Origin of the sequence: Leptospira alstonii serovar Sichuan str. 79601, from assembly GCF_000347175.1 — a bacterium.
In the GTDB taxonomy this organism is placed as follows: domain Bacteria; phylum Spirochaetota; class Leptospiria; order Leptospirales; family Leptospiraceae; genus Leptospira; species Leptospira alstonii.
Genome location: NZ_ANIK01000116.1, coordinates 18,956 through 45,149 on the forward strand (window position 1 = coordinate 18,956; position 26,194 = coordinate 45,149).

25 protein-coding genes are annotated in these 26,194 nt (G+C 43.2%); 16 read left to right on the forward strand and 9 right to left on the reverse strand.

Annotated features, from left to right (window positions below):
* Positions 1-32: 32 nt before the first annotated feature.
* The 3 genes from LEP1GSC194_RS19065 to LEP1GSC194_RS19075 all read left to right on the forward strand — a co-directional run bounded on the left by LEP1GSC194_RS19065 (position 33) and on the right by LEP1GSC194_RS19075 (position 1,477).
* Positions 33-704, forward strand: a complete 672-nt coding sequence (locus tag LEP1GSC194_RS19065; protein WP_020775128.1) for an LIC11874 family lipoprotein — start codon at positions 33-35, stop codon at positions 702-704.
* 196 nt (positions 705-900) lie between these two features.
* Positions 901-1,125, forward strand: a complete 225-nt coding sequence (locus tag LEP1GSC194_RS19070; RefSeq protein WP_017807799.1) for a DUF433 domain-containing protein — start codon at positions 901-903, stop codon at positions 1,123-1,125.
* The gene (locus LEP1GSC194_RS19075) at positions 1,115-1,477 is read left to right on the forward strand and encodes a DUF5615 family PIN-like protein (protein ID WP_020775130.1); all 363 of its coding nucleotides are present in this window, start codon (positions 1,115-1,117) and stop codon (positions 1,475-1,477) included. Before LEP1GSC194_RS19070 ends, LEP1GSC194_RS19075 begins: the two co-directional genes overlap by 11 nt.
* Positions 1,478-1,500: 23 nt before the next feature.
* Here the strand turns inward: LEP1GSC194_RS19075 and LEP1GSC194_RS19080 are convergent, their stop codons facing one another.
* The 3 genes from LEP1GSC194_RS19080 to LEP1GSC194_RS19090 form a co-directional block, all read right to left on the reverse strand.
* The gene (locus LEP1GSC194_RS19080; RefSeq protein ID WP_036043817.1) at positions 1,501-1,935 is read right to left on the reverse strand and encodes an acyl-CoA thioesterase; all 435 of its coding nucleotides are present in this window, start codon (positions 1,933-1,935) and stop codon (positions 1,501-1,503) included.
* Between the two features lie 230 nt (positions 1,936-2,165).
* On the reverse strand, positions 2,166-2,915 hold the full coding sequence (locus LEP1GSC194_RS19085; RefSeq protein WP_020775194.1) for a menaquinone biosynthetic enzyme MqnA/MqnD family protein: 750 nt from the start codon (positions 2,913-2,915) through the stop codon (positions 2,166-2,168).
* Positions 2,912-3,166 (reverse strand): hypothetical protein, encoded by a 255-nt coding sequence (locus tag LEP1GSC194_RS19090; protein WP_036043819.1) that lies wholly within the window; start codon positions 3,164-3,166, stop codon positions 2,912-2,914. Before LEP1GSC194_RS19090 ends, LEP1GSC194_RS19085 begins: the two co-directional genes overlap by 4 nt.
* A gap of 201 nt (positions 3,167-3,367) precedes the next feature.
* On the opposite strand from LEP1GSC194_RS19090, the gene LEP1GSC194_RS19095 reads away from it, so the two are divergent.
* The gene (locus LEP1GSC194_RS19095) at positions 3,368-4,240 is read left to right on the forward strand and encodes a CheR family methyltransferase (protein WP_020775202.1); all 873 of its coding nucleotides are present in this window, start codon (positions 3,368-3,370) and stop codon (positions 4,238-4,240) included.
* Between the two features lie 1,167 nt (positions 4,241-5,407).
* Here the strand turns inward: LEP1GSC194_RS19095 and LEP1GSC194_RS19105 are convergent.
* Genes LEP1GSC194_RS19105 through LEP1GSC194_RS19125 form a run of 5 tightly spaced genes read right to left on the reverse strand, consistent with a single transcriptional unit; the run spans position 5,408 to position 8,872 of the window.
* A complete protein-coding gene (locus tag LEP1GSC194_RS19105) occupies positions 5,408-6,430 on the reverse strand; it encodes a lysylphosphatidylglycerol synthase transmembrane domain-containing protein (protein ID WP_020775157.1) in 1,023 nt (340 codons plus the stop codon).
* A 15-nt stretch (positions 6,431-6,445) separates the two neighbouring features.
* Entirely contained in the window at positions 6,446-6,796 is a 351-nt protein-coding gene (locus tag LEP1GSC194_RS19110) for a histidine triad nucleotide-binding protein (RefSeq protein ID WP_020775174.1), read from the reverse strand.
* The gene (locus LEP1GSC194_RS19115) at positions 6,793-7,689 is read right to left on the reverse strand and encodes an ROK family protein (protein WP_020775148.1); all 897 of its coding nucleotides are present in this window, start codon (positions 7,687-7,689) and stop codon (positions 6,793-6,795) included. The genes LEP1GSC194_RS19110 and LEP1GSC194_RS19115 overlap by 4 nt, the downstream gene beginning before the upstream one ends.
* Entirely contained in the window at positions 7,686-8,351 is a 666-nt protein-coding gene (locus LEP1GSC194_RS19120) for an ABC transporter ATP-binding protein (RefSeq protein WP_020775191.1), read from the reverse strand. Before LEP1GSC194_RS19120 ends, LEP1GSC194_RS19115 begins: the two co-directional genes overlap by 4 nt.
* Positions 8,348-8,872: a hypothetical protein gene (locus tag LEP1GSC194_RS19125; protein ID WP_020775123.1), complete on the reverse strand. Its 525-nt coding sequence runs from the start codon at positions 8,870-8,872 to the stop codon at positions 8,348-8,350. The genes LEP1GSC194_RS19120 and LEP1GSC194_RS19125 overlap by 4 nt, the downstream gene beginning before the upstream one ends.
* 114 nt (positions 8,873-8,986) lie before the next feature.
* Between LEP1GSC194_RS19125 and LEP1GSC194_RS19130 the strand changes: the two genes are divergently transcribed.
* From LEP1GSC194_RS19130 to LEP1GSC194_RS19145, 4 genes are all read left to right on the forward strand, one after another.
* Positions 8,987-10,561, forward strand: a complete 1,575-nt coding sequence (locus LEP1GSC194_RS19130; protein WP_020775131.1) for a tetratricopeptide repeat protein — start codon at positions 8,987-8,989, stop codon at positions 10,559-10,561.
* Between the two features lie 96 nt (positions 10,562-10,657).
* Entirely contained in the window at positions 10,658-11,260 is a 603-nt protein-coding gene (locus LEP1GSC194_RS19135) for a hypothetical protein (protein WP_036043821.1), read from the forward strand.
* On the forward strand, positions 11,236-12,894 hold the full coding sequence (locus tag LEP1GSC194_RS19140) for a TolC family protein (RefSeq protein ID WP_020775187.1): 1,659 nt from the start codon (positions 11,236-11,238) through the stop codon (positions 12,892-12,894). Before LEP1GSC194_RS19135 ends, LEP1GSC194_RS19140 begins: the two co-directional genes overlap by 25 nt.
* Positions 12,895-12,915: 21 nt before the next feature.
* On the forward strand, positions 12,916-14,097 hold the full coding sequence (locus tag LEP1GSC194_RS19145) for an efflux RND transporter periplasmic adaptor subunit (protein ID WP_020775171.1): 1,182 nt from the start codon (positions 12,916-12,918) through the stop codon (positions 14,095-14,097).
* Positions 14,098-14,522: 425 nt separating this feature from the next.
* Here the strand turns inward: LEP1GSC194_RS19145 and LEP1GSC194_RS19155 are convergent, their stop codons facing one another.
* Entirely contained in the window at positions 14,523-15,929 is a 1,407-nt protein-coding gene (locus tag LEP1GSC194_RS19155; RefSeq protein WP_020775170.1) for an OmpP1/FadL family transporter, read from the reverse strand.
* Positions 15,930-16,198: 269 nt separating this feature from the next.
* Here LEP1GSC194_RS19155 and LEP1GSC194_RS19160 point away from each other — a divergent pair, with 269 nt between their 5' ends.
* The 8 genes from LEP1GSC194_RS19160 to LEP1GSC194_RS23310 all read left to right on the forward strand — a co-directional run bounded on the left by LEP1GSC194_RS19160 (position 16,199) and on the right by LEP1GSC194_RS23310 (position 25,307).
* A complete protein-coding gene (locus LEP1GSC194_RS19160; RefSeq protein ID WP_020775201.1) occupies positions 16,199-18,433 on the forward strand; it encodes a DUF3604 domain-containing protein in 2,235 nt (744 codons plus the stop codon).
* Position 18,434: 1 nt separating this feature from the next.
* A complete protein-coding gene (locus LEP1GSC194_RS19165) occupies positions 18,435-19,286 on the forward strand; it encodes a peptidyl-prolyl cis-trans isomerase (protein WP_020775184.1) in 852 nt (283 codons plus the stop codon).
* The gene (locus LEP1GSC194_RS19170) at positions 19,283-20,506 is read left to right on the forward strand and encodes a HupE/UreJ family protein (RefSeq protein WP_020775121.1); all 1,224 of its coding nucleotides are present in this window, start codon (positions 19,283-19,285) and stop codon (positions 20,504-20,506) included. The genes LEP1GSC194_RS19165 and LEP1GSC194_RS19170 overlap by 4 nt, the downstream gene beginning before the upstream one ends.
* 23 nt (positions 20,507-20,529) lie before the next feature.
* Entirely contained in the window at positions 20,530-22,593 is a 2,064-nt protein-coding gene (locus tag LEP1GSC194_RS19175; protein WP_155826395.1) for a TonB-dependent receptor, read from the forward strand.
* A gap of 477 nt (positions 22,594-23,070) precedes the next feature.
* Positions 23,071-23,361, forward strand: a complete 291-nt coding sequence (locus LEP1GSC194_RS19180) for a hypothetical protein (RefSeq protein WP_020775195.1) — start codon at positions 23,071-23,073, stop codon at positions 23,359-23,361.
* A gap of 57 nt (positions 23,362-23,418) precedes the next feature.
* Complete coding sequence (locus LEP1GSC194_RS19185; protein WP_020775179.1) at positions 23,419-23,991, forward strand: DUF4349 domain-containing protein; 573 nt, start codon at positions 23,419-23,421, stop codon at positions 23,989-23,991.
* A 677-nt stretch (positions 23,992-24,668) separates the two neighbouring features.
* Positions 24,669-24,950: a hypothetical protein gene (locus LEP1GSC194_RS23305; protein WP_020775203.1), complete on the forward strand. Its 282-nt coding sequence runs from the start codon at positions 24,669-24,671 to the stop codon at positions 24,948-24,950.
* Positions 24,951-24,974: 24 nt separating this feature from the next.
* Entirely contained in the window at positions 24,975-25,307 is a 333-nt protein-coding gene (locus LEP1GSC194_RS23310; protein WP_231384465.1) for a hypothetical protein, read from the forward strand.
* Positions 25,308-26,194: the final 887 nt, after the last annotated feature.

Here is a 26,194-nt window from a genome sequence, read left to right on the forward strand (position 1 = left end):
GACGGAATCCTTTTGCGTCTCAGATTTGATGCATGAGCCCCTTTTACGGCCGGATTTCCAAGTTTTTTCCCTTTGTAATCATCCTATTATTCGTTTCCAATTGTTTCGATTACGAGGAAACCTTGACGATCAATCACGACTTTTCCGGAACATTAGAGGTTTCTTATGTAGTTCCGACGCGTAAGAATTCCGACGAATCCCTGATTAAATTTCTTCCCACACAAAAAGACGAAATTTTAGGGAGACTGAACAAGGGTTTTTTTTCCAAAAACGTTTCCCTCAAGGATTATACGTATCAAAAGATCATAATACCGGAAACCGATCCGAGTTTATTTCGGGAAAAAGCGAAGGTTTACTATAAGGTGGAATTTCAGGATCTTTCCCAAATCGAAGACGCGATGCTCGGGAAGGTTCAGGTCCGTAAAAAAGGAAATACGATCTACGTCAAAAGGGAAATTCCGGCGATCAGTAGGGCCCCCGAAACCTTGAAGAAGGACGGAGAAAAAAAAATTTATTCCGAGACACTTCGATTGTTACGTACAAGTTCCATTCTGTTTAAGGTGAATTTTCCGATCGCATCCGTATGCAGATCCAATCGAGGCGACGTCAATCTGGGAAGACTCAGTTATCGTTTGCCTTTGGCGGAGACGATTGAAAAAACGGGAAACCATTCCTGGGATTATAGAATCACGGTCATCTATTGACTTTCCCGCAATAGAGTTGCCCGAAAAATTCCGTATCCGCTTTTAACAAAACGGCGTTATCAGTTGTCTTGTTAAAAAAGAAAGAGAAGAAAATTAATTTTTCGGGCGACCCTAATATACATAAGGTTATCGTTCCTATACGACAAGGTCATAAAATGAATCTTGACAAACCGTCGATTTACACTACTTTTAAAATATGGAATATAAGAATCGATTGAGTTCCGATCCAGGTGTGATGCTTGGTAAGCCGGTAATCAAAGGCACGCGCATCACGGTTGAGTTGATCTTGGAAAGGTTGGGGGAAGGAATGTCGGTTGAGGAACTTCTTGCCGCTACTCCGAACATTACTAAAGAAGATATTCTTGCTTGTCTTTCCTATTCGAGCGATGTTATTTCCAGAGAAAGTTTGATTGCAAGTTAAGATTCTTGCGGATGAAAACGTTGATTTTCGTATCATTCAAAAATTAAGGGAATCCGGATTTACGGTTCAATCCGTCCTCGAAGATTTTCGAAGTTATGGCGATTTCGAAATTCTGCAAATCGCCAAGAAATCGAATTCAATTCTTCTCACTTTAGATAAGGACTTTGGCGAATGGGTTTTTGCTCATAAGGAAGATCCGATCGGTATCGTTCTACTGCGATACCATCCGAAGGAATTTCAGGAGATCACAAATACTCTTTTCAAATTTCTCGATCAGCATGGAGCAAAACTTTATGGGAAATTTGCGGTTCTGACCGTTTCCAAAGTCAGAGTTCGGGAAATCCATTTATAAGAATAGGGAATAAATTCTAACATTCATTCCGACTTCGATTTTAACTTTAAGATGGAAGCGAGGTTAGGTTCGATCTTTCTCAAACCACCATTTACAACATCCACTCCGGCGTAGACCAAATTGCCCGAACAAATCAAAGTGTTTTCTTTGAAGACCGCGAGATCCCAGAAAATCTTAACGCCCGAATACGATCCCTTGACGTAGATCTGAAGTTCTTCGTCAAAATGAGCCGGAGCCTTGTAATCAATGGAACAGTGAACCACGTGAAAGTCGATTCCGTGTGTGGAAACCGACTCTCCGTAAGGTAGGCCGTGAAATCGAAAGTATTCCGTGATCGTTACGTCGAAGTAGACGAGATAATTCGCGTTGAACACGATTCCCTGCGGATCCGATTCCGCATAACGCACTCGGAGAGTATGATGAAATTCGAATTCTTCTTTGGAATTTTTTCGGGTCATTTGTTTGTTACCGTTGTGTTTTTTAAATCCGCGAGCGATCGATGCGTGGTCAATAAATTGTATTTGAAGTTGATTTTTCATTACTTTTTTCGCAATTTATTGACCGAAGCTGAGAGCGCGGTCCGGTGAAACCGGACGCGGCATGGATAAACCGCAATGGGCAATCGGGATTCGTTTCAAAATTCATGATACTCTAATATATGGAAATCGGCAAGAGCGCTATTTTTGTTCTACAGCAGATTTAACTTTTCGCATTTCTCTCCGAAAAGAATAAATCCTTCCCGATCCTTTTCCGTTACCTTGTAGTGAAGCTCTTTCGTCAGATATTCTCGGACCAAAACCGGAGGAAGTCTGGTTTCGTGAGCGATGATTTCGTCTATGTGAGAAATTCCATATTCCAAAGATTGAATGAAGATAGAATCGTCCGCCTTCAAAGGTTTTTTACTCGCCCAAAGCGCAAAAATAAATCCGAGTCCGGTGATTTGATTCCACCACCGAGCCAAGTCCTTGACCTCGTAAAATTCAGGATTCCATTTTGCTAATAGAGCGTTGTCTCCGAATAACATGTGGGAACCGACTCCTTTTGCGATTTTTTCCTGTATGAGTTTCGAATCCGTTGGCTCCACCTCCGGAATCAATCCGCTTTCTTCGTGTACCAAAACGCGGACTAGGGCCACGCTCGTTTTGGAACCGTTGTCCGTGCAAATCGATTCGGGAGGATATTTTTCCTTTTTGTTCTTAAAAAAAAGAATGGATCTGACTTTTTCCAGGGCGCATACTCCCGTATCGTAATACGCGTTGAGAACTTCCCGGTTACGTATACATTCGATCGATGAAATCAAACCCAGATCGATCTCTCCGTTTATCAAGTAGTCTTTCAGAATGGCCGGATTTTCCGGTACGATTTCGTGTTCTTGATTTTTTTCAAATCCCCAGGTTAACGGTCTTGCGTTTAAATGTTTAACGATTCCTATCTTCAATGGTTCTCTCTTTCCAAAAACTCCAATAAAATCGGATAATCCCGATTTGCCAAATATAGAACCGCAGTGTGATTTACGGCGGGAACCGCGGCTCCCCCCAAAAAGAACAATTCTTCGCCGACGACGAAATAATGAATTTCCCTCGCGTCCAAAAAGGATTTCACGATGGATAACAACATCGGGTCCGTGGTTTCCCAATGGGCCGAAAAATCGTCTTCGTTTTCTGATTCGTTTTTCTCGAATGGTTCCATAAGGGATTCAAAAAAATATTTCGTTTGAATTCTATTTTTTACACCGTCCCATTGTATCAAAGGTTTTCAACGAGAAAGTTCCGATCGATTTCAATTATTTGAATTGAGAAAAGTTACAAAGCGATTTTTAATTCATATCTTGAAAACCTAAACTTGTAACTCTTGACAGATGACTAGGTTCTTTGTAAACCATTCCATTATATGACAGAAAGCCAATTCGGGATAACCACGATTTCGGACGAGGAATTTCAATTCGTCAAATCTCTAATGTACAAAGAGACGGGAATTTTTCTCGCGGATCATAAGAAGATCATGGTTCAATCCAGGTTGAACGGAAGGGCGAAACATTTCGGTTTAAAAAACGTTTCCGAATATATCGGAAGACTCCGCGCGGATCACGGTTTTTTCAACAGCGAACTCACGGAACTGATCAATCGGATCACTACGAACAAAACGGATTTTTTTCGGGAAAATCATCACTTCGAATTCTTAAAGTCCACTTTCTTTCCTTCGGTGGAAGAGAAGGCCGGTAAAAACGGAAAAAAAATCCTAAGAATTTGGTCCAGCGCCTGCTCGACGGGAGAGGAACCGTATACGATCGCGATTACTTGTCTCGAATACTTCGCATACAAACCCGGTTGGGACATTAAGATTTACGCATCCGATATAGATACGAACGTGATCAACGCCGCCAAGGAAGGAATTTATAGAGAGGATCGTCTTTTACCCGTGGACGATAAACTCAAAAATAAATATTTTACCAAACATCGGGACCCGGAAAGGGGAGAATTATCGTATCAAGCCAAACAACAACTCAAGGACCTGATCGATTTTAGAAAGGCCAATCTTTTGGAAACTCCGTATCCGATTCCGGAAAAGATGGACTGCGTGTTTTGCAGGAACGTAATCATCTACTTCGACAAACCGACTCAGAAAAAAATATTCGAAAATTTTGAAACCGTTTTGAAGGACCGGGGACTTCTCGTGATCGGTCACTCGGAAACCTTGTTCGGAATTTCGGATAGTTATAAGTTTTTGGGACACACGATCTATCAAAAAAAACCGGTTGTATAGAACGCGATCCATAGAGAGCCATAACGTTACCCACGTGTGTGTTTCAAGTGGATAGTTGTTAGGAATCAGTGGATAGGACTTTAAATCAAAATCTATCCTGTTTCCCATCCAACCCCACGTGTGTGGGGAATAGGCTAAAGACTTGTGTAGGAAAATTGAATGTTATGTCTAGAAAATACTGTCGTTTTGATCAATTTCCCCTAGTAATGATTTTGCTTTTTCGCTAAAAAATCTTCGAGGTTTTAGGGAGGGAGGCGCCGTTATCCGGTTCCGAATCAAAACGCAATCCACTTTCCCGGTCCAAACAAGGAGATATCGACTGTCGGAAATTCTTGAGGCTATTCTTGAAATTCTCTTTCTGTTTCCCTTCTTTTCGTCTTCCGGATATCGAGACTGAAATCGACAGGTTCGGATTTTACGGAATGAAATAATTATAAAAATAGAATATATGAATTTTATGAAGTTTATAATTTAGTAGATTCTGCTATATTTATGGGTTTAAAGATTTTTAGCAATTGAATCTTTATCATTGGATTTAAAAGTAGAATGGAATAAGATCCGTTGCGAATTTTTTAAGTTATAGATTGCCGCTCAAGTCATCGTTTCTGTGAGTGGTTTCACAAATGATCTCGATTTAAGATAAATTTCAAAAAGAATTTTGTAAATCCAGGTAATGGTATTTAAGCGAATATTTTTTTTGTAATTCCTTATCGTAAACGAGAAAATAACTTTTAAGAACGGACTTTATGATCCGAATCTTCTTGAATATTTTATCTTTCTCTAATTCGCAAGTATCTTTTAATTCTAAAACTTTATGTTCATAAGAATTTTCAAACGGATCGTGAAAACAATACGTTTTCGCAATTTTTTCTCCATTGCAGAAGTCGAACTCCGCATCCAGTATTAGGGTCGATTCTTGATACGACAATTGACGCGGATTGAATCTACAAACCTCCGTTTCTTTCGTATCCGAAATCGGAGTTATCCTCTTGATAACGCCGTAATTAAAACAGGAATTGAAAATTAAAACCCAAAGGATACAACGAAGTTTCGTTAGAACGATCTTCTTTTCTATTTCCTAAGTTTTCGATCGTCTTGTGAAAAAATCGACACAACCTCTTTACCGATCGGTCGTTTTCCGGATTCAATTTCGGATATGGCCGAACTCTACGCAGTCTCTTCTTCGGAACTTTCCACTTCTATGATTTCGGATTCTTTGAGGGAAAATTCCGCCTTATCGAGACCGCGTTTTCTTCTGTCTACGATCCAATAGAGATAAAGAATCACCGCAAAGACACTCTGTAAGATGAATTGCGCGAGATGAACGGTCGTCGCATAGAACAAACCTTCGGAGGCCTTTTTACCCATTAGAACAAAGGAAGATGTGACCGAGGCGTGAAACACACCCGCACCGGACGGAGCGGAAGGAACCATCACACCGACCGCACCGGCAAACATGACGAGTACGATTCCGGCGTAACTCATTTCAATTCCGACCAATTTGAGAAGAATTCCGTAAGAGAGAGCGTATCCGATCGACCAAGTAAACGCGGTAAGAAGGGCGGGAAGCAGGAATCGTTTCAAAACTAAAAAATTTCCTAGGTCGCGGATATAATGCGAAAGTTTGTGTAAGAACCATTCTTTTTTACCGAAGAGACCCGCGGTCCAAGCAAGGATCGATAGGATGGTCTCGTTTAAAAATCGAACGGCGATCAAACCGAGAAAAATTCCGGCCAACACAAGAGAGGACACGATCAGGAACGAATCGCTGCTTTCGTCCTTGATTCCCAAAAACATCAGAGCGCAGATCCCCGCCGAAAATATAAAAGAAAAATCTAATACTTTTTCGATAAAAAGCGCCGTGACGAGCGTGGGATATTGAAGCGACGATTCTTTTTTACAAAAGTATAAACGGAAGATGTCTCCGCCTCTCGCGGGAAGAAACATATTCGCTCCCACTCCGATAAAGGAGGAAAGGAGCGCATAACGGAAGCGGATTTGTTTTCCCATAAGAAGATACCATCTCCAGGAAAAAAGGATCAAACCCCAAATCGAAGAGAGACAAAATGGAACGAGATAAATGGGTTCCCAACGTTCCCGAATTCTTGCGAACTCGCTCAGATCCAATTTTGAAAATAAAAATCCGAGGGCGACGACGCTGACAACGGTTCCGAATAAGATTCGTTTCAAAGTGGGGCTCCTTGTTCAACCCGGCGGCCAATGAAGTTGGCGTTCCGCTAAAAGATGAAAGTGAATGTGAAAGACGGTTTGTCCGCCGTTTTTTCCGGTATTGTTTACGACCCTGTATCCGTTTTCGGAAAATCCCAGATTTTTTGCGGTGTCTCGGATCCGAAGCAGAACGTTTCCGAGCAGGGAGGAGTCTTCGTTTTCGATTTCCGCGAGGGACGTTACGTGTTTTTTGGGAATAAAAACGATATGAACCGGGGCCTGGGGAGAAATATCATGAAAAGCTAATATTTCATCGTTTTCAAACGCGATCTTGGAAGGAATTTCCTTTCGGACGATCTTGCAGAAAATACAATTGTGTTCGTTCATTCGTGGTTCTCCATACAAAGCGCGGCCGCGCCTAAGGCTCCGGATACGTTTCCACCGGGCAGAATTTGCGTATAAGTTCTGAAAATCGGAAAGATCAGTTCCCGGATTCTTTCTTTGAGAGAATTTCCGAATAGATCCCAGGACTTCACAAGTCCTCCCGTAAAAACGATCTTTTCGGGATTGATTGTATGAATGAGCCCCCTGCAGAGTTGCGCCAGCGCTTCGATTCCTTCGTTTAACAAAATCGATGCGTTCGTTTCCCCTTTTCGATTTTTATCGAAGAATTCTTCGACGGAGTTTAAGCGGTTTCCCGTTTTTTCCCGGTATCGATTTAAGAGACCGCTCGCGCTGAAATATGCCTCGGTGCAACCTCTTTGTCCGCAACCGCAGAGAGAACCGTTCGGAAGATACGTAACGTGTCCCGCTTCCATTCCGCTTCCTTTGTAACCGTTAAACAATTTTCCTTGATAGATCCAACCGCCTCCGAGTCCGGTTCCGAGCGTAAGGATCACCAAACTGGGAGATCCCTTTCCGAGACCGAAACGATATTCCCCGAGCGCGGCGAGGTTTGCGTCGTTATTATAATATACCGGAATTTGAAAGTTCTTTTTTAAATGAGCGACTAACGCGACATTTTTGAGTAAGGGAAGATTTGCGGATTGGATTAAAATTCCGTTTTCGCAGTCGATCGGTCCCGGGCTCCCGATTCCGATCGCGGTAAGAGAGAAATCTTTCATCTCGACAACGATGTCGCAAAGTGAATCCAAAAATTGTTTTTCGTCGGTTTCCGCTCCGGTAGTCCGAGACGCGTTTTTCAGAACCGTTCCTTGTTTATCGATCAGATTTGCTTTGATGCTTCCGGCGCCGATATCGATTCCGAGATAGGATTTCACTTTACCACCCGGGTAAATTCTCCCTCTCTCATTTCATAGATCGTTTTTGCGTCGAATGCGAGATTCATATCATGAGTTACTAATAGAATCGTAAGTCCTCTCGAATTGAAATCGTAGAGAAGATTGCGTACGAGTTCGCTGTTTTCCGGATCCAAATCTCCCGAAGGTTCGTCCGCGAGTAAAAGTTCGGGCTCGTTGATAAGCGACCTCGCGATCGCGGTCATCTGAATCTGACCGCCGGAAAGTTTACTCGGATAACTTTTTCGGATCGATCCGAGGTGGAGACTTTGAATCAGGTATTCGCATTTTTCCAGGTATTCCTTCCGACTGAATTTTCCAACAAGAAGCGCTGGAAGCAGAATATTCTCCTCGACGTCCAGATGAGGAAGTAGTTCCGAAAACTGAAAGATAAGGCCGATGTTTCTCGCGCGGAAGTTCGCGAGTTCTCCGCTACTCATATCGCTGACCTTGGTCGTGTCGAAGTAAACTTCTCCCGAGGTGCTGGAAAGCATTCCGGTGATCATGGAAAGTAATGTCGTTTTTCCGGAGCCGGACGGACCTACGATCGCGACATAGTCGGATTGATTCATGTCGAAGGAAACCCCGTTGACCGCCCTCGATTTTCCGTATTCTCGGGAAAGGTCGTTGATGCGAAGGATCATTTTCCCCTCCGAATCGATCGGTACGGATCCAAATAGGTGAGAATCAAGGACAGAATCGACCCGATTCCGGAGATGAGAGCGATACAAATCAAAAAAGCTTTTCCGTAATCGAATAAACTGGAACCTTCGGCCACCCAGGGTGGGAAAAAAACGGTCGCGAGCATACTTAGAAAAAATCCGATTCCGTGTAAAATCCAGAGTTCGGAGACTAAAAGTCGAATCGTTCCGATTCGATTTCCTCCGACGGCCATCATAATTCCGGCGTCGGCGGTTCGAAGGAGGGTTCTCGTAATCGCCATAAATATCAGCGCGGAGGAACTGAGCAATAAAACCAACTGAGGATAATTCCGGAAGAGTTCGATACTAGAAGAGTTGGAAGGGGCCTTATCCATCCTGAGTAGAAAGATTCCGAAAATCAGAAAAAAACAAAATAAAGCGGAAAATCCCATATGAAGTACACTGATCGTAATATCGCGTTTTACAATGGAATACGCGAATCTGAAGTAGGTAAGTTTTCCCATCTGGTTTTCGTTTCTACAAAATGATTGATTTTATCCTAAAATTGGATAAGACCCGGACCAATTTCCGGGATTTTATCCATTTACCAACCGGAACCTGAAAGAAAAACAAAAAAAATGATCTTCGTCATTCTTGTTGCCATTGGAATCATTCTGATCGTTGCGTTTGGATCCTTTCTGATTCAGACCAAGAAAGACGCGTATGAAAAGGCCCTAGCCCTAGCCGCGATGGGGAATTATATGGATGCCAGAGCGATCATTCGGGATGTTTTAGACAATTCTCCCTCGAACGTCCGGGCTCATTATGTGATCGCGAAAATCTACGCGATGGAAGGGGATACGATCAACGAAGCCCGCCATCTTGAAAAAATCAAAAAGATAGGGTCTTACGAGAAGGGAATCAACCAGGTCGTCGTTTCCAACCGAGTCGCCGACATCTATTACCAACAGGATTTATTTGAGGAAGCCCTCTTCCATTATTTGGACACCGTTACCGTCGATCCGGAAAATCCGGAAGCGAACGTTCGGATCGGATTTATGGCACTGGGCCAAAAAGAATTTACGATCGCGGATCGTTTCCTCGGTAAGATTTCCGACGATAAAATCAAAACCGCTTCCATCTTTATCGGCAAGGGAGTGATCTCCGCGATTCTTAGAAAAGGAAATCCGGTCGAATTTTTTGCAAAGGCTTACGAACTCGATCCTTCCTCTCCGGTAGGCGGTTTTTTATACGCTCTCAGTTTGACAAGAGACGGGAAATACGACGAAGCCGTCAAGGTTGCAAACAACGTCGCGGATCTGATCGAAGACGATTACATACGTTATACGGTCTTTCAGTTTTTGATGTGTTGTTTTATCCTTCAAAAGAATTTGGGCGAGGCTCTCAAACACGCGAGACTTTGTATGGAGACGGCGAGGACGAGCGGCTGGAAACAGGAGATGATAGACTCCGACGTTCATTTTTCCCTTTTGGCGGTTAAACTCGGCAAACTCGAAGAAGCGAGCGAGTATCTCATCGAAGCGGAATCCGAAAGAATCGACGACCAAAGAATTTTGGAACTCGCGAACTACAAATTTCAATTGGAAACCAAAAGAACCGATGCGAGTAAGACCGCCGCTCAGGGTAACTTTTCTTTGGACGACGAGATCGCTAGGATCTTCGGGGAACTTTTTCCGGTGGAACGTTTTTACGAACTCTCCGGACTGAAGTCTTCCAAGTCCTTTCACATCAAGGGGATCTTGGACGATCAAGGGAATAAACTTCTTTCGGACGTTTCTAAAATCGGCGTCGGAGTTTTGGATCACTATCGTCAACTGAAAGGGGTCGAGTTTAAAAATCTCTGCGTTCGAATCGTGACGGCTCTGAACTATACCGTGAGTCGCGAAGTTCCCAACAAAGAAGGGGACGGTCTCAATCTTACGGGTTTGTACAAAGCGGACAAGGAAACTCGCGCCCTATTCAAATTTCGTAAATGGAAGGACGCGAAAATTTCGGATATTTTTCTTCGGGATACCATCGGTCAGTTGAGTGAGTTGGGCGTGGATAAGGCTTTTATCGTCGGCGACGCGGAGTTTACGGAAGGCGCTAAACGTTTTCTTACGGAGAATTCCTCCGTACTCAACGTGATCGGCGGAAAGGATCTGGAAGAACTTCTTAAAAAAGCGCTTCGTCAGGAAGCGAAAGGCGCGTGATGTTAGACGTTAATGGAAAAACAAAACTTGAGCTCGACTTTCGGATTGATTTTCAGAGATTAGGCTCGTTCCTTGTTTGAAAATCCGGAAACCGTAATGAACCTTCTTTGCAAACGATCCTTATCCGAAAAAAAATGCGGGCTCTTCCTCTTCTTAGGTTTGGTTATGACCCTTTCTTGTGCGTCGGCGTCGGCACGGGAAAATTTTTTATCCACAACGAATCTAAAAAGCCCGGACGTTCGGGCCGGAAAGGTATTTCTCGCGGGTCACACGGGCGATCATAGTAAGGACACGCCCGAAATTCTACGATTGATAAAAACCCTGGTGGAAGATACGATTGCAAAAGATTTTTCAAAATTACCGGATCAGGTTTCTCCGAAAGACGGATTGTTATTGGATCTGAAAGGAATTTGGACCCGGGAAGAAATCAAAAAGGAACTCTCCAAAGAAGGAAATTATTTCGAGACTTATTTTTTCGATCGGGAATTGCTGAAAAAACAAAAGGAGTCCGAAAACGTAAGGACGGTTCGGGATTTGTTTTTACTTTCGGGAGGGATCGAGGTTGAGTTTTATTACGAAAGTATGACGGAATGCGAATTGAAACTCGGATTTAAAGAAAATAAAGAACTGGAAAAGGAGCTTCTCAATCCATACTTTAAGAAAGTGCAGGGGAAATGGTATCTTCACAGAATGTTTTAAGAAATCCGAATGGAGAATCGTTTTTTGAAAACGAATTCTTCCGCGGCGAGGTAAAAATTTTTCCGAAGTCGTATCGAAATGGAATCGGTGCGCTCAAGTCCGAGGATCATTCCAAATTTCGAATATTCTTTTTTGGAAAACCCGAAAATTGCAATATCCGCAATCTTAGGTTCATACCCGGAAAGTTCGTAAATGTACTTTTCCTATTCGGTTTTCTCGGATTTGTTTTCCCGCCTTCTCCGATTTATACGGAGGTGATTCCTCTCGAATCCGGGGCCGTAACGGAAGAGGAAAAGAAAAAATCAGGTTCCGCGTTAAACGAAAAGAATTCCCAAAATTTCCAGGAAGAGAAAACACAACTGTCGCAATCGCAAAATCAAAACGCGACTAACGCGAATCCGATTTCCTTTACCGGAAAGATCATCGATTGGGACGTGGAAAGGCTGACGGAGTATGCGGTCGCAAACAATCCGCTTTATCTCGCGGAAAAACAAAATATGGGAATCGAAAGGGGAAAGGTGATCACCGCCTCTCTTTATAAAAACCCCGTCTTACAATTCCAACAGCAGTTTATCGGTGTGCCGGGAGGAGGGCCTTCCGATCCTAATATTCTCGGTACCAACAGATCCCAAGGCGGAAGCGCCGAACTCGCTCCCGGACTCTATCAGGATTTGGACATATACGGAGTGGTTTCTCTTAGGTCCAAGGTGGCGAAAAAATCGTTTGAAGCGGTTTGGGGGGAATTCGATAACTTCGACAGACTCTTTCGACTCAGACTTAGGCAGAACTATTGGGCTTATTTATTTCTTACTAATTTAGTAGATTATAATAAAGAATTTTATGAAAATTACAGCGACCTTTTGGAGCTTACGAAATTTCGGGTCGAAAAAGGGGACATTTCCCCTCTCGAATACGAAAGACTCGAGTTGGAAAGGATCCAGGTGGAAAAATTCTATCGCGACGCTCTCGTTCGCAGACAATTCGTGGAAAAAGAACTCCGAATTCTTTCCGGAATCAGGGAAGCGGAAGGAGTTTTCGCGTTTAAAACGGAAATGAAATTCAAATCCTTGGAGGATCTCGGGTTGAAATTGAAGGAGACCGCCTCCGTCAACCGTCCCGATATCGCCGCTCTCGAAGAAAGGGTCAAAGAAAAGAAACTCAACATCGATCTTCAAAGAAGGGAAGCCCTTGGTTATCTTCAAGTCGGGGGAGAATGGAGGATCAAGGGTAACGAACACTACGCGGGGGTTTTTGCGACGATCCCTCTTCCCGTGAACGACAGAGGTCAGGGAAAGGTTCTTTCCGCAAAGGAAGAATACAAGAAGTTCGAACTCGCGCTCGAAGCCAAAAAAAGGGAAGTCAACGAAGAGATAGAGGCTTCCAAAAAAGAACTTCTCGCGAGAGAGGACCTTCTCGCAAAATACGAAAGAATTGATCTATTACAAAAGAATAAACTGTTGGAACAAAAGTCCAGGATAGCCTACGTTCGCGGTGCGTCCGATCAGGTTACCTTTCTTCAAGCCGAAAAAAATTACCTTACGGTCCTCAGGGATTACTACGAAGTATTGTATCTCTATTACAACGCGGTCGAAATCTATAAGGCCGCCGTCGGAAAAAAAACAGAAAGGGATTGAAAATCGATCCCGGAGATTCGTATGATCCATTTCATAAAAAGATATAAAACCACATTCGTTCTTCTCGCGATCTTAAGCGCGGGATATTTCGGTTACAAAAAATTCTTTTCCAAAAAACCGGACGAAAAAAAACAAACCGTCGTCGATAAAAACAGGTTCAGCGTATCGGAAGAAATATTAAAGAGACATCCGTTGACGTTAGTCGAGCTTAAGGAAGTTTCCGCGTTCGACGAGGTCGCTCTTCCGGGTAGAATTTCCTACGATCCCGAAAGTATGGCGAGGGCCGGTTCCACCGTGGAAGCGAGAGTCAAAAAAGTTCTCGTGAGAGAAGGCGACCGAGTCAGCCAGGGTTCTCCGCTTGCGATTCTTTCCTCCGTGATGCTCGGAGAAGTCGAAGCTTCCTACGTAAAAGCGAGAGCCAGTCTGGAAGCATTGAAGTTGCAGGCTGATCGCGCCAAAGAACTCTTCGATATGAAGGTTACTTCCGCGAAGGATTACGAGTTCGCGAACATGCAATACAAAACCGCTAAGACCGAAGTCGAAACGACCCGGATCAAACTCGAAAATTACGGACTCACTCCCGGAGAAATCGCGGGGATTGAAAGAGGCGTTTACGTTTCTTCCAACCTGGTTCTCCGAAGTCCGATCAACGGAGAAGTCACCGAAAGAAAGGCGATTCAGGGACAACAGGTCACAAGAAACGAAGACTTGTTCACGATCGCCAATCTTACCAATTTGATGGTATTACTAGAAGTCTATGAAAAGGACTTGGGCACCATCTCGGAAGGCGCGGAAGCGATCGTGTATCCTTTGGGAGACGAAAAATCTCCGGGGATACGAGGAGAGGTCGCGTATGTCGGAACGGTTTTGGATAGCATCAAAAGAACCGCAAAACTGAGAATCATGGTTTCCAACCGAAACGGAAAGTTAAAACCCGGTCAGTCGGTGACCGCAAAGGTAAAAGGAATCGTGGCTAATTCCGGAGGAGAACCGAGACATACCGTTCCTCTCGAAGCCGTTCATGAGATAGAAGGAAAGTCCGTCTTGTTTCTTCAAAACGAGGACGGAAGTTTTGAAGCGACCGAAGTGATCACGGGTGAGACGGTCGGAGAAGAGATCGTCATCAAGGCCGGTTTAAAAGAAGGGGCTCGGATCGTTTCGAGAGGATCGTTTATTCTAAAAAGTGAATATTTGAAATTGTGAAAGTCTTATGCTTGCGATCGACTTGAGAGCTCCTCTCTATCGGAATGAAAGAATCCAACCATTGCAAGAAAGCAAACGGAGATTTTTCGGAATTTGGCAGAGAATATCCGGGTGACTCGAATACGAATGAACCGCATATCGAAAACTTTTGGAAAAAATGTATCAAGCTTTGCTAAAGTTCAAAGCGGTTTGAAAAATTGCAAAAATTTCCTTTACCGTCGAATCCGTCATACAAAGATACATTGGAAGGAAAAGGATAGGCCGAATCTATGGCAGCAGTTTTCTTAAGTTTCTAATTCCCATTGCTGATTTTTACCAAATCTATTCCGACTGTTTTGATATATCCGAAAAGAATAATTTAGATAAAAATAATTTACCGATCGTAGTAAATCCCGAAGAATCAAGATCCGTCTTTCCCGCTCGCTTTAGTCCGATAAAAAACGTGTGGCTCCGAAGTTGATCCCGATCGAATTGAGCGCTTGACCGCTGTAAGAATATCCAGTTAAGTTTTTTTGATCGGGTCCGTAAGTTCCGTGGGTGATTGCCCAGTCCGTACCTTTGCCGCCTTCGATCTGTTTTCCGGGAAGAAAGTAAGTGGCGCCAAAATCAAAACTCCAGGGTCCGGGCGAATAACTAAAACCGCCCGCGATCACGTGATTGAGAGTCAACACGATCCCCTGTGCTCCGTTTAAACCGTTGCTGGAAACCACCGGAGAATTATAACTGTATCCTAAACGATAGACCCATTCCGGAGTGATTTTATGTTCGAGCCCGATCAATGCGGCCCATTGATCTCTGTAATTCAAATGTGCGACAACGTTTGAACCTTTTCCTTGCAGATTCGGATACCACGGATCCGCCAAATCCTGCCGAATGTTTTTTAAATAAGAACCGTAATTCGTATAAACGAAATCGATCGCTACTTTCAGATTTTCGGGACCGATCGCAAATCCAAGGCCGTGTTTCTCCGGAGTGCTGAACTGAAAGGATACTCCCGTGGATCGATAACGAGGATCGTTCACACCGAAAGAATAACTACCGTCCAATGGAAAACTCGTTTTCGATTGGTATATGTAGGCGATTCTGAGCCAATCCGTAACCGTATAATTCGAACCTAAAATCCCGCTCAGAGCGAGTGCGTTTTTTCTACTGTCATAACGAAATCCTTGGCCCGGAATTTCAAAGGTTCCCGAAGCGTCGTAATATTTTACGGTGCGATTCTGAGTTCCGTAGTTCAGCTCTAAGGTTGCCCCTAAGGAAAGATTTCCAAACTTGACCGAAAAGCCGTTCACTGCCTTTACGAAAGCAGCTTTGTTCTGAGTAGTTTCTTTGATTCTCTTACCGCTTCCTAAGACCCCGGGCAGACCCAGTTCACTCCATTGATTTACCGAATCTCCCGTGGGAGTATTCCGATCGATTTTTTCCGCCGCTCCGTCCACCGCTCCGGACACGTACGCCGCAAATCCATAATCGATTTTATCGGTCACAGGGAGTTTTACCGCAAAATACGGCGCGGGACCTCCGCCGGATCTTGATTTGGAATTCGCGTAATCCAAACTCGGATCCGGATCCAGAAAGCGGTCTTTAAATTTTATTTGGCCGTAACTGAGTCCTAAGCCGAATTCTATTTTTTTTCCTTTTGTCAGATATAAATTCGCCGGATTGAGTGCGACGTCCATGGGAGAACCGCCTAACGCAAAATTAACGCCCGCCAAACCCTCGTACCTTGCATTGATCGCATTTCTGTTGTTACTTGCAACCGCCCAAAGCGAATGATAGTGAGTGAAAATTACCAACCCTAGGAATGTAATTCGATTGAATACGGTTTTCATGAAGCTCCTTGACTAGCGCCTTTTTGTCGGATCGATATACTTTTAAAGAGATTTAATCTCAATTAGAATGATTTGCATCCGCTATAACAAATAATATAACCATAAATGAAAAATTAATCTGTTAATCAAACTATATTTCTTATATTGAATAATATTTGTCTGTTATAATGGAAATTGCTTGCACTCAAAAGCCGCTTTTCGAAAGATATTCTGATTTCTCGTTCGCAGATTGTTTTAAGTTCAAATTAAATTTCCCGACGAGATTAGAAATGGAGAATCGAATGAGGAAAAATTTTCTGAAGTCAGTTACTTTTATCGGGATCGCGTTTATTTTTGTGGTCAATGCCTGGAACGAAGGTTGGATCGGCGCTCCTTCCGGCTCTAAATTTCAAAACCCCGATTCCACACTGCGAGTGGATTCGACGGAAAAACCGCCTCGGGAAAAACAAATCTTATTCGGCGACTTACACGTACATACTACGTATTCCATGGATGCGTATGCGATTAGTTTACCGATGCTCAACGGAGAAGGGGCCCATCCGCCTAAGGACGCCTGCGACTTTGCAAGATATTGTTCTTCTTTGGATTTTTGGTCCATCAACGATCACGCGGAAGGTTTAACTCCGAAACAATGGCAGGAAGAAAAAGATCTGATCCGTCAGTGCAATGCAAGCGCGGGTGATCCTAAAAATCCGGATTTGGTTTCATTCTTAGGTTGGGAATGGACTCAAATGGGGACCACCGTACAAGATCACTACGGACATAGAAACGTAATTTTGAAAGACACCGAAGAAGACAAGGTTCCCGCAAGACCGATTGCCGCGTCCGGTCCGTATACGGATCTTTTTTCGGGTCCTCCGTTTATTATGAGAAACGTTTTAAAAATCATAGCTCCCGGAGGAAATAGACAAGCTTATTACGATTTTGCGGATTTTGTCACCGATCGTCTTTCTTACAAACATTGTCCGTCCGGAGTTCCCGTAAAGGAATTACCGAAAGATTGTACGGAATGGGCGGCGACTCCTTCGGAACTTTTTGAAAAATTACAACAATGGAATATACCTTCTTTGGTGATTCCACACGGAACCACTTGGGGTTTTTATACTCCTCCCGGAATCACATTCGATAAACAATTAAAAGGAAAAGATCATAACGAAGACCTGCAAAAGTTAGTCGAAATCTATTCCGGTCACGGTAACGCGGAAGAATACCGTCCTTGGCAGGAAGTAAGTTTCGATCCAAACGGAAAACCGGTTTGTAACGAACCTTCTTTCGGTTATGAACCTTCTTGTTGGAGAGCGGGAGAAATCATTCGAAAAAGATGTTTTAAGGAAGGTGAATCTCCGAGAGAATGCGAGTCAAGAGCCGCACAGGCGAGGGAGTTTCACGCGTTAGCCGGCGTTTCCGGGTTTTCAACCGTACCGGGGGCCAACTTGGACGACTGGGGAAACTCGGGACAATGCCCGGATTGTTTTTTACCAGCTTTCAATCACCGACCGGGTAATTCCGTTCAATACGCATTAGCAATTACTAATTTTGATAATCCTCATAAACCCAGGAACTTTCGTTTCGGTTTTATCGGTTCGAGCGATTCTCACACCGCGAGGGCGGGTAACGGTTATAAGGAATACTGGAGAAAATCCCTGACCGAAACGGCGGGGCCCGAAAAACCGAACGCATTCGGAATGATGGAACCCGAAAAGAACAGGAAAAAGCCGATTGCCAACTCCAAACCTTTCAGTCCCAAGGGTTTGACTCCTTTCGAAATCATGGATAACGAAAGACAGGCTTCTTTTTTTCTCACGGGAGGGCTCGTCGCGGTACATTCTCCGGGTAGAGATAGGGATTCCATCTGGGAGTCTTTGAATCGAAAGGAGGTCTACGCAACATCGGGAGATAGGATTCTACTTTGGTTCGATTTAAAAAACGATTCCGGAAAAAAATCGGAAGTGATCGCCTCGATGGGTTCGGAGATTCGTTTCTCCAAAAATCCCACCTTCAAAGTGCGCGCGGTCGGAGCGTTCAAACAGAAACCGGGTTGTCCCGATAGCAGCGTCTCCGGAATCGGAACCGAACGTCTGCAAAGGCTTTGTAAGGGGGAATGTTACCATCCTTCTTCCGAAAGAAAAAAGATCACAAGAATAGAAGTGGTTCGGATTCTTCCTCAGATTTCTCCGAACGAATCCGTGGCGAAGTTGATTCAAGATCCTTGGAAGACCATACCTTGTAAATCGGATTCGTCCGGTTGTGAGGTGGAATTTCAAGATACGAGTTATGCCGATTTGGGAAGAGACGCCGTTTATTACGTAAGAGCCGTCGAAGAACCGTCCCCAGCGATCAACGGAGGACAACTCAGATGCGAGTACGACGATCAAGGACGTTGTATCAAAGTGAAACCATGTTACGCCGATTATCGTACCGATCCGAAAGACGACTGTTTGGCGAATGTGGAAGAGAGGGCTTGGTCTTCTCCGATCTATTTGATCGGGTCGAAACAAAAATAATATGTTCTTTTGGAAAGTCGGTAATTGGGAACCCGGATATTTTCTAGGAGCGGGAGCGTTTTTCGGTTTTTTACTCGCGTTAGTCGGCTTGTTGTTCCCCGAAAGGGAAATTTTTCTCTCCGACACGATCGCGGAAGTGAACGGAACATCCATTAGTAAAGATGAATATTTTCGCGCCTTATCCGGTTATGCTTCCGACAGTAAAAATCCGATTACGGAGGAAGTGAGAACCGGAGTATTAGAAAGATTGATCGAAGAGGAATTATTGGTGCAAAGAGGATTGGAATTGGGTTTTGCACAAAGGGATCGATCGATCCGAGGTTCGATCGTCAGAACGGTCATTCAATCCGTGCTTGCCGAAAACGTTTCCGAAAAACCCAACGTTGGTGCACTGAGGACTTATTTTCTATCCAATCGGGAAAAATTCCTGAAAACATCCCGCTATAAAGTGATCGTTTACGAACAGTCCAACGAGGAATCCGCCCGTCAAATTTCAAAACAATTGAAAGAAACCGGCAGGACAATTGCGCCTAACGTTCTCGATGTGCCGAATTCTTTATTACCTTTGCGTAAACTTCTAGACTATCTGGGTCCGGACGTAGTGGGAGCCTTGAAGGATTTAAAATCGGGAGAAGTATCGGGCCCGATCCGGTACGGAGAAAAATTCTTAATCGTCAAAGTGCTCGTTTTGGAACCGGGTCAAATTCCGGACTTCGATTCCGTAAGAGAAGAAGTCGAAGCGTCCTTCCTACAAGAAAACGGGGATAGGGCGCTTAGGGAATATTTGGATCGATTGAAAACAAAATCCAAAATCGAAAGAAATCTGCCGATTTCCGAAGAAGGGCGAGGATGAAACGTTTCATTTACGTCCTTCTAATATTCATTTTTTCGAATGATCTTTTTTCCCACAATCGAAGCGAATCGTTTTCCGTTTGGAAGGTCGCGGGAAATACCCTCGGCGGGGTTATAACGATTCCCGTAAGGGAAGCGACTCGGATTCCGTTCGCGGACGGAGAAACGGGGGATTTATCCGATCATTTCGCTTCCTATATTCGATCGCACGTTGCGGTTCGTTCCGGAGATCGAGATTGTTCGCTTTCCGATTCTCCTCGTTCTCTTAGATCCAATTCCGCGTTTCTGAAATTGGAGATCGTTTTCCGGTGCGAAAATTCTTCTCCGGATTTTATGATTTATACGGGGCTCTTTGAATACGCGCCTTCTCATCTTCATTATTCCCGTTTGAGTTTGGAGGATGGAAACTTGGTCGAAAATTTATTTCAGTCCAAAAGAACCGAATGGAATTTTCAAAACAAAGCGACTTCTAAAATTTCCGGATTTTTTCCGTTCGTAACCGCGGGAATCGAACATATCGGCACCGGAATCGATCATATTTTCTTTTTGTTGGCCATCCTTTTAGCGAGCAGACATTGGAAGGAGATTTTGGTTTCCGTCACCGGTTTCACCCTCGGTCATAGTTTCACTCTTTCGATCGCGGTGTTGGGAAGAATCAAACCGGATACTTCCGGCATCGAAGCGTTTATCGGTCTCACCATACTGATCGTAGCCGCAGAATCGGTGTTAGTCGGTGAAAAAAATCGCAAGACCATTTCAATCCTAATCGCATCCCTTCCTTTGGTCGTAGGATTTCTCGCTTGGCGGTTTCAGATCCGTGAAGGTCACGTATTGTTCGCTTATTTAGGGATGTCCCTTTTCGCGGCGTGTTATCTGTCTCTCAGTCGGTATGCGGCCGATTTGAAATCAAGAGGTTTGTATCTGGGAATCACAACTCTTGCCTTCGGTATGATTCACGGTTTCGGTTTTGCGGGATTTTTACTGGAAACCGGATTGGATCGGAATCGTTTATTGGCTCCGCTTTTCGGCTTCAATCTAGGAGTGGAAATCGGTCAAATGATCTTGGTCGGTTTAGCGCTTTCGATCGTTTGGTGTGTAAATCGGTGGTTGTTTCCCAAGATAAAACCCGAATTTCGAGAGATCGCCTTCTCATTTCTATTATTCCTGCTCGCGTCGCTCGGAACGTATTGGTTTATACAACGCAGCTTTCAAATCGATTGATCCGGAATGAATTTCAAAACTTAATGTGGATTTGGATCTGGTTTTTAACATTAGGAATATTGAATTCGATTGGGGCGCAAGAACCGAACGAAGACAAAGAAGCAACAAAAAAGAAAGAAATCGTAGTAACGGGAAAGGCGGATTTTGGAAACGCAAACACAGCCAGCGAAGATACCGTTCGATCCGAACAGATTCGGTCCAGACCGATTTTAAGAACGGGAGAGATCGCCGAATTGGTTCCCGGAATGATCGCCACTCAACACAGCGGCTCCGGCAAGGCAAATCAGTATTTTCTACGCGGTTTTAACTTGGATCACGGAACCGATTTCGCTTCCAACGTAAACGGAATTCCGGTCAACAATCCTTCTCACGGACACGGTCAGGGTTATTCCGATATCAGCTTTATCATTCCGGAACTCATAGAAGAGATCAAATTTAAAAAGGGAGTTTATTCGGCGGAGGAAGGGAACTTCTCTTCCGCGGGTTCCATGAATGTGTCTTATTTTCGTTCTCTTTCAAAAGGAATCGCTTCCTTGGAAGGAGGAACTTTCGGTTACGGAAGGACGGTCGTCGCAAAGTCCCATTCGATCGGTAATGGAAGTTTACTCTACGCACTCGAAGGCGCGCATTCCGACGGACCTTGGACCGTTAAAGAAAATTATAAAAAAGTAAACGGCGTGTTGAGTTACAGCGGCGGAGACGAACAAAACGGATATCGTTTATTAGCAATGGCTTATAGAGGGAATTGGCACACGACTCATCAGATTCCGAAAAGAGCGATGGAAACGGGAGGATCTTGGTTGGAGCCGGAGAAGGATCGGATCGGTAGGTTCGATACGATCGATCCGACCGACGGGGGATATACGAACCGGGTTTCTTTTTCGGGGGAGGTCAATCGTACGGATAAAAATACGCATGCAAAAATTCTAATATATGGTTTGTATAACGATCTTTCCCTTTTTTCAAACACCACTTATTACCTTGAGGACCCGGAGCGAGGTGATCAGATAGAACAAACGGATAGAAGAACCGTATCCGGTCTCAAGTCGAGTTATAAAATTCGATCCGCATGGAACGAGATCAAATTTGAAAATTCGATCGGGGTTCAGATCCGAAGGGATTTTATCAACAACGCTCTCTATCATACGACCAAAAGGGCGGAACTCGAATCCGTTTCATCCAATCGGATCGTCGAAACCAATCTTTCCGCGTACTACGAAAGTAAAATCCAATGGACTTCCAAAATCAGAACCGTACTTGGAATCAGAGCGGATCAATTTCAATTTCACGTTGACGATCGGAATTCGGAACGGAGCGACCGAAAGCGCGCTTCGATCGCAAATCCCAAAACGGGAATGATTTTCGGACCTTGGTCGAATACGGAAGTTTACTTAAGCGCAGGGAAAGGTTTTCATACGAACGACGCGAGAGGACTTACGGAAAATAAACGTTCTTTCACTCCGATCGTAATTTCCCGCGGAGGAGAATTCGGAGTCAGAAGCGTATTTTTAGAACGTTGGAAAACCACATTGAGTTTATGGCAGTTGGATTTGGATTCCGAACTCATATTCGAAGGAGACGCAGCTACGACCGCAGCGAGTCGATCCAGTACGAGAAGGGGAGTGGAATGGTCCAATCGTTTCGAGCCGATTGAAAATCTGATCTTGGACGCGGACGTATCGATTTCAAGATCCAGATTCAGAGGGGACGAGGAAACCGGTAATTTCATTCCGGGCTCCATCGAACACGTTTACTCGGGCGGAATCACTCTCAAGGAAACAAACGGTTTTTTCGGTTCTATCCGCGGCAGATACTTCGGGCCCAGGGCTTTGATGGAAGACAATAGCGTGAGATCCTCTCCTACCACCCTATTCAATCTGCAAGTCGGAAAAAGGTTCGACGAAGTATGGAGTATAACATTCGAAATATTTAATATTCAAAATGCGAGGATGAGCGATATAGATTATTATTACGCTTCCCGATTAAAATCCGAAGCGGAGGGTCCGAATGAAGGAGGCTACGACGATATTCACACGCGACCCGCTTCTCCGCGTTCGATTCGACTTGCCGTCCGAGCTCTGTTTTAACGCGATCCATAGAGCCGTTTCACCGAGTTCAGAAAGTGATTAATTGAAAGCTCTGCGCTTTAGTTTTCTGGGGCGCAATTCAGGGAATAACTCGCTCTCTATCATAACCTTACCCACAAGTTAAGAAGGTTTTTGGAATAAGAAGGATCAAAAACGCACATTTTTCAAGTGTTCCGACAAGAATGGAGCTTTTTACTTGCAAAAAGTATGATTTTCTGATAGAGAAAAGCCTCCCGAGCCTTTCCACCTCCCGCCCCACCACCCAAAATTAGGGTGGGGCGTAAGTTTCACAGAAGATTTGTCGTAATTCCGACAGATTTATCTTGAGATCCACGTACTTGTGGGTAAGGTTATGGCTCTCTATGGATCGCGAATCTTAGCTGCGCTAAGAGCCACTCGTAACGCTTTGCTACTCGTTGGCTATTTCGCTTCCTATGGGGCGCGAAATAGATCTTGATTGGAGCGATGACTTTCGTTATGGTTCCGATATTTATCGTCGTTGAATTTTCCTTTTTAATTTTGAGTCGATTCCTGATTTTCAAAATAGATTTTTACGAGAATAAAAAAAATGAAAACGAATATAAGAATTTTCTGTTAGAGGAAGAAGGTCAAAATTTTTTCCGTTATACTTCCAGAGAATCCAGTAAATACAAAATCAAAGAAGAGCTGATTTCATGGTTAGACGATGTCAATATCCTATACTTGAATGGAAAAGAACCGGAATCCGATTTTTTAAAAATCGGTTTGAAATCGTCCCATGAATCTTGAAACAAAACTTTGAAACCAAGATTGACGAAACATAGAATTTCCATATCCTGTCCTGACATGTCGCTCGTATTGTATCGCGTTCTATTGTTTACGTTACTTCTTCTCATTCCGATATCGCTCTTTGCAAGTCCCGTTACCGATGTGGATCCCGCACATTTGGAGAGAAGATACTATACTCATTCTTTGAACATAAAAATTGAATCGGAAAAGATTTCAAAGTCTCGGGACAGGATTCAGAATCTGATTTATAGCTATAAGGGTTTTATTTTAAAAAGTACGAATTCTATCTTAAAATTCAAAATTCCCTTTGCGAGTCAGGATCATTTTTTGATCGAACTAAGAAATCTGGAACTTGTCGAGAAGTCGGATGAAACGATAGAGGATATTACGATGCCGTTTGAGGAATGTACTAAAAGATTGGAAATCGATCATGAATTCCTTTTGAAATACAAAAAGTTATTCGAAGAGGATAAAATTCCCAAACGGGATAGAAGACATTTGCTCGTAAAAATACATAAGGTTTCCGTGGATATTCAAAAGTTAGAGCGTAGAAAGCGGGACCTGGTTCAAAAAACCAAATTCTCCGATTTTACAATTCTACTAATCTCTATAAAACACGTCGAACGCTGATCGAAAAAGGAATTCGTAATTGTGATTTTTTTGATGTGCATCAAGAAAATCGAAATTGTAGGGGATTTTCCTTTGGCTTGTAGTTCCTTGGATTTATGGATCAATCTTTTTCATGAACGTTAATGCCTTTCCGAGTAAAATACAAAATGGGCAATCAATCGTTCGTAAAATAAAATCATTGCACTTTGCGACAAATAGAGTCTATTATAAATTTTTAAAATAGATCGATGAGCTTTTTCACGTTATCAAAAACAACATACTTCTTCATATCGGATATTGTCACAAGCGCAACACGGATATAAAATGGATCGAACCCGGATTCGGATAGATTTTGGATTCGGGTTTAGATTGTGATACGTTCAATCTGATCTTTGAAATTGAGATGGATGGGATTTTCGATCGAAGCCGGGTTCAATTCATTCGAGATTATATTCAAAACTCGGAAAGGAGATCCTCATGGTGGATTGCATCAGAAGATTGAAATGATACTGCTATAACTGCACTTGCGGAGTTCGGTTTTGTAGAGCGGGATACGAATCACGCGATGGGAATCGATTTGTGCTCAAATTGACGGTATTCTATTTTATAGGGATCGGTAAGATCCGACAAGATCATCGATTGGAAATTCGAAGAGTGACTTCTTCGAAAGAGTCGTTCGAATTCGCAACATCAACACAATGAACTGGGAGCCGCCGAACGGGAACGTACTTGCGTTTTTTAAGAGTAACGAAGTGTTGTTTCTGGATTCAAATTGTCCGCTCAGATTTTATTTAGGTTTTTCGAATGGAATTTCGGTTGTTATTTGCGAGGCCGCCTATGATGCGGAGGCGGTTGGTCTTTATGATATTTCGACTCGAAAAGAATACCGAAATTACGGATTTGCCACCGCGATCATTGTCGCACACAAATGTTTGGGACGCAAAGTCGAGAAGCTTATGTTGTTAGTTTCCATTTTTTAAAAAATTAATTTAAGAGTGAATACAATGAAATCGAGTAGAATTTTCTATTTAAAAATATTAATAACAATAACGTTAGTGACATCAAATTGCAAAGTGGATATTAGGCAACTGCCTCCGCCGAGAGAATTTGAGAATACAAAACTTAGCCTTCATGATTTGCCCGTATTTATCGGTAGATTTGAAGTTTTTACGGCTGATCGAATCGATTATCTTAAAGCATGGCAATATATGTTTAAGGCTACATTAAAAAATAATCGTATATTTTCAGAAGTAAAAGATGCATCTAAGAATGAAAATGTGGGCATTGATTCTTTGATCATTATATATAAGTACAGTTATAACTACTGGTGGACTTAGCCCGCAATATATCCGCTAATCGGTTACTGGCCCGTTCAAGTGAGGACCGGAGATTATTCAGTAAGTATTTCCTATACTATTTCTAAAGGTAAAAACGTTATCTTACAATCTTCTGTCACTGAAACAAGTTCAGAAACGGTTAATATATATGGATTTTACAGAACTATCGTGAGGCTATGATAGAGGGAACAAATTTAAAGGCACTTGATATATGTGCAAAAGACATTTCAAAAAAATATCAGTAATATTTCTCTTATATTTCCCTTTATATGTATTTCTATTCCAGAGCATCCGAAGAGTGGTGCGGAAGAATGTGTTGTCCAATTTTTTCAAGCAAAAAGAAGGATGAGAGAGATTCAAATTGAAAATAGGAATTTTACCGCTGCTATTACCGGTGTCTCATATGGTATAGGTTTCCGGGCGGGCCGATCGGTTTTACACCGCTTCTTGTTTTACCCTACACTCAATATAAAAACAAACAAATATGCGAAACTGCGATCGGAATATTTATAGAATAAGGAAATTTATAAATTACTCAGAACTACATAAAATAGTTCCCAGAATTCTGTCTTTAAACGGGGACTCGTTTCAAAATTTATGGTATTCTAATATGTAGGAATCGGTAATCGATATCTTGCTCCGATCTGAAGACTGTCCCTATAACTGCTTTGTTGTGTAAAAATCGAGTAAACTTCAATTCTAATTCCCTTGACATTTAGCCGGTGTGGACTAAATCTACCGATCAGGCTGCGGCAATGAGTCTCGAATTTAACTTGTTCTTTCCATTCCAATAGCGAATCTCCTACCAAGGCCCAATGGATTTGTAAAACGTAAGCAATCATTGGTCGTTAGCAGTAATTTAGCAGTATAACAAATCGGGCGAAAAC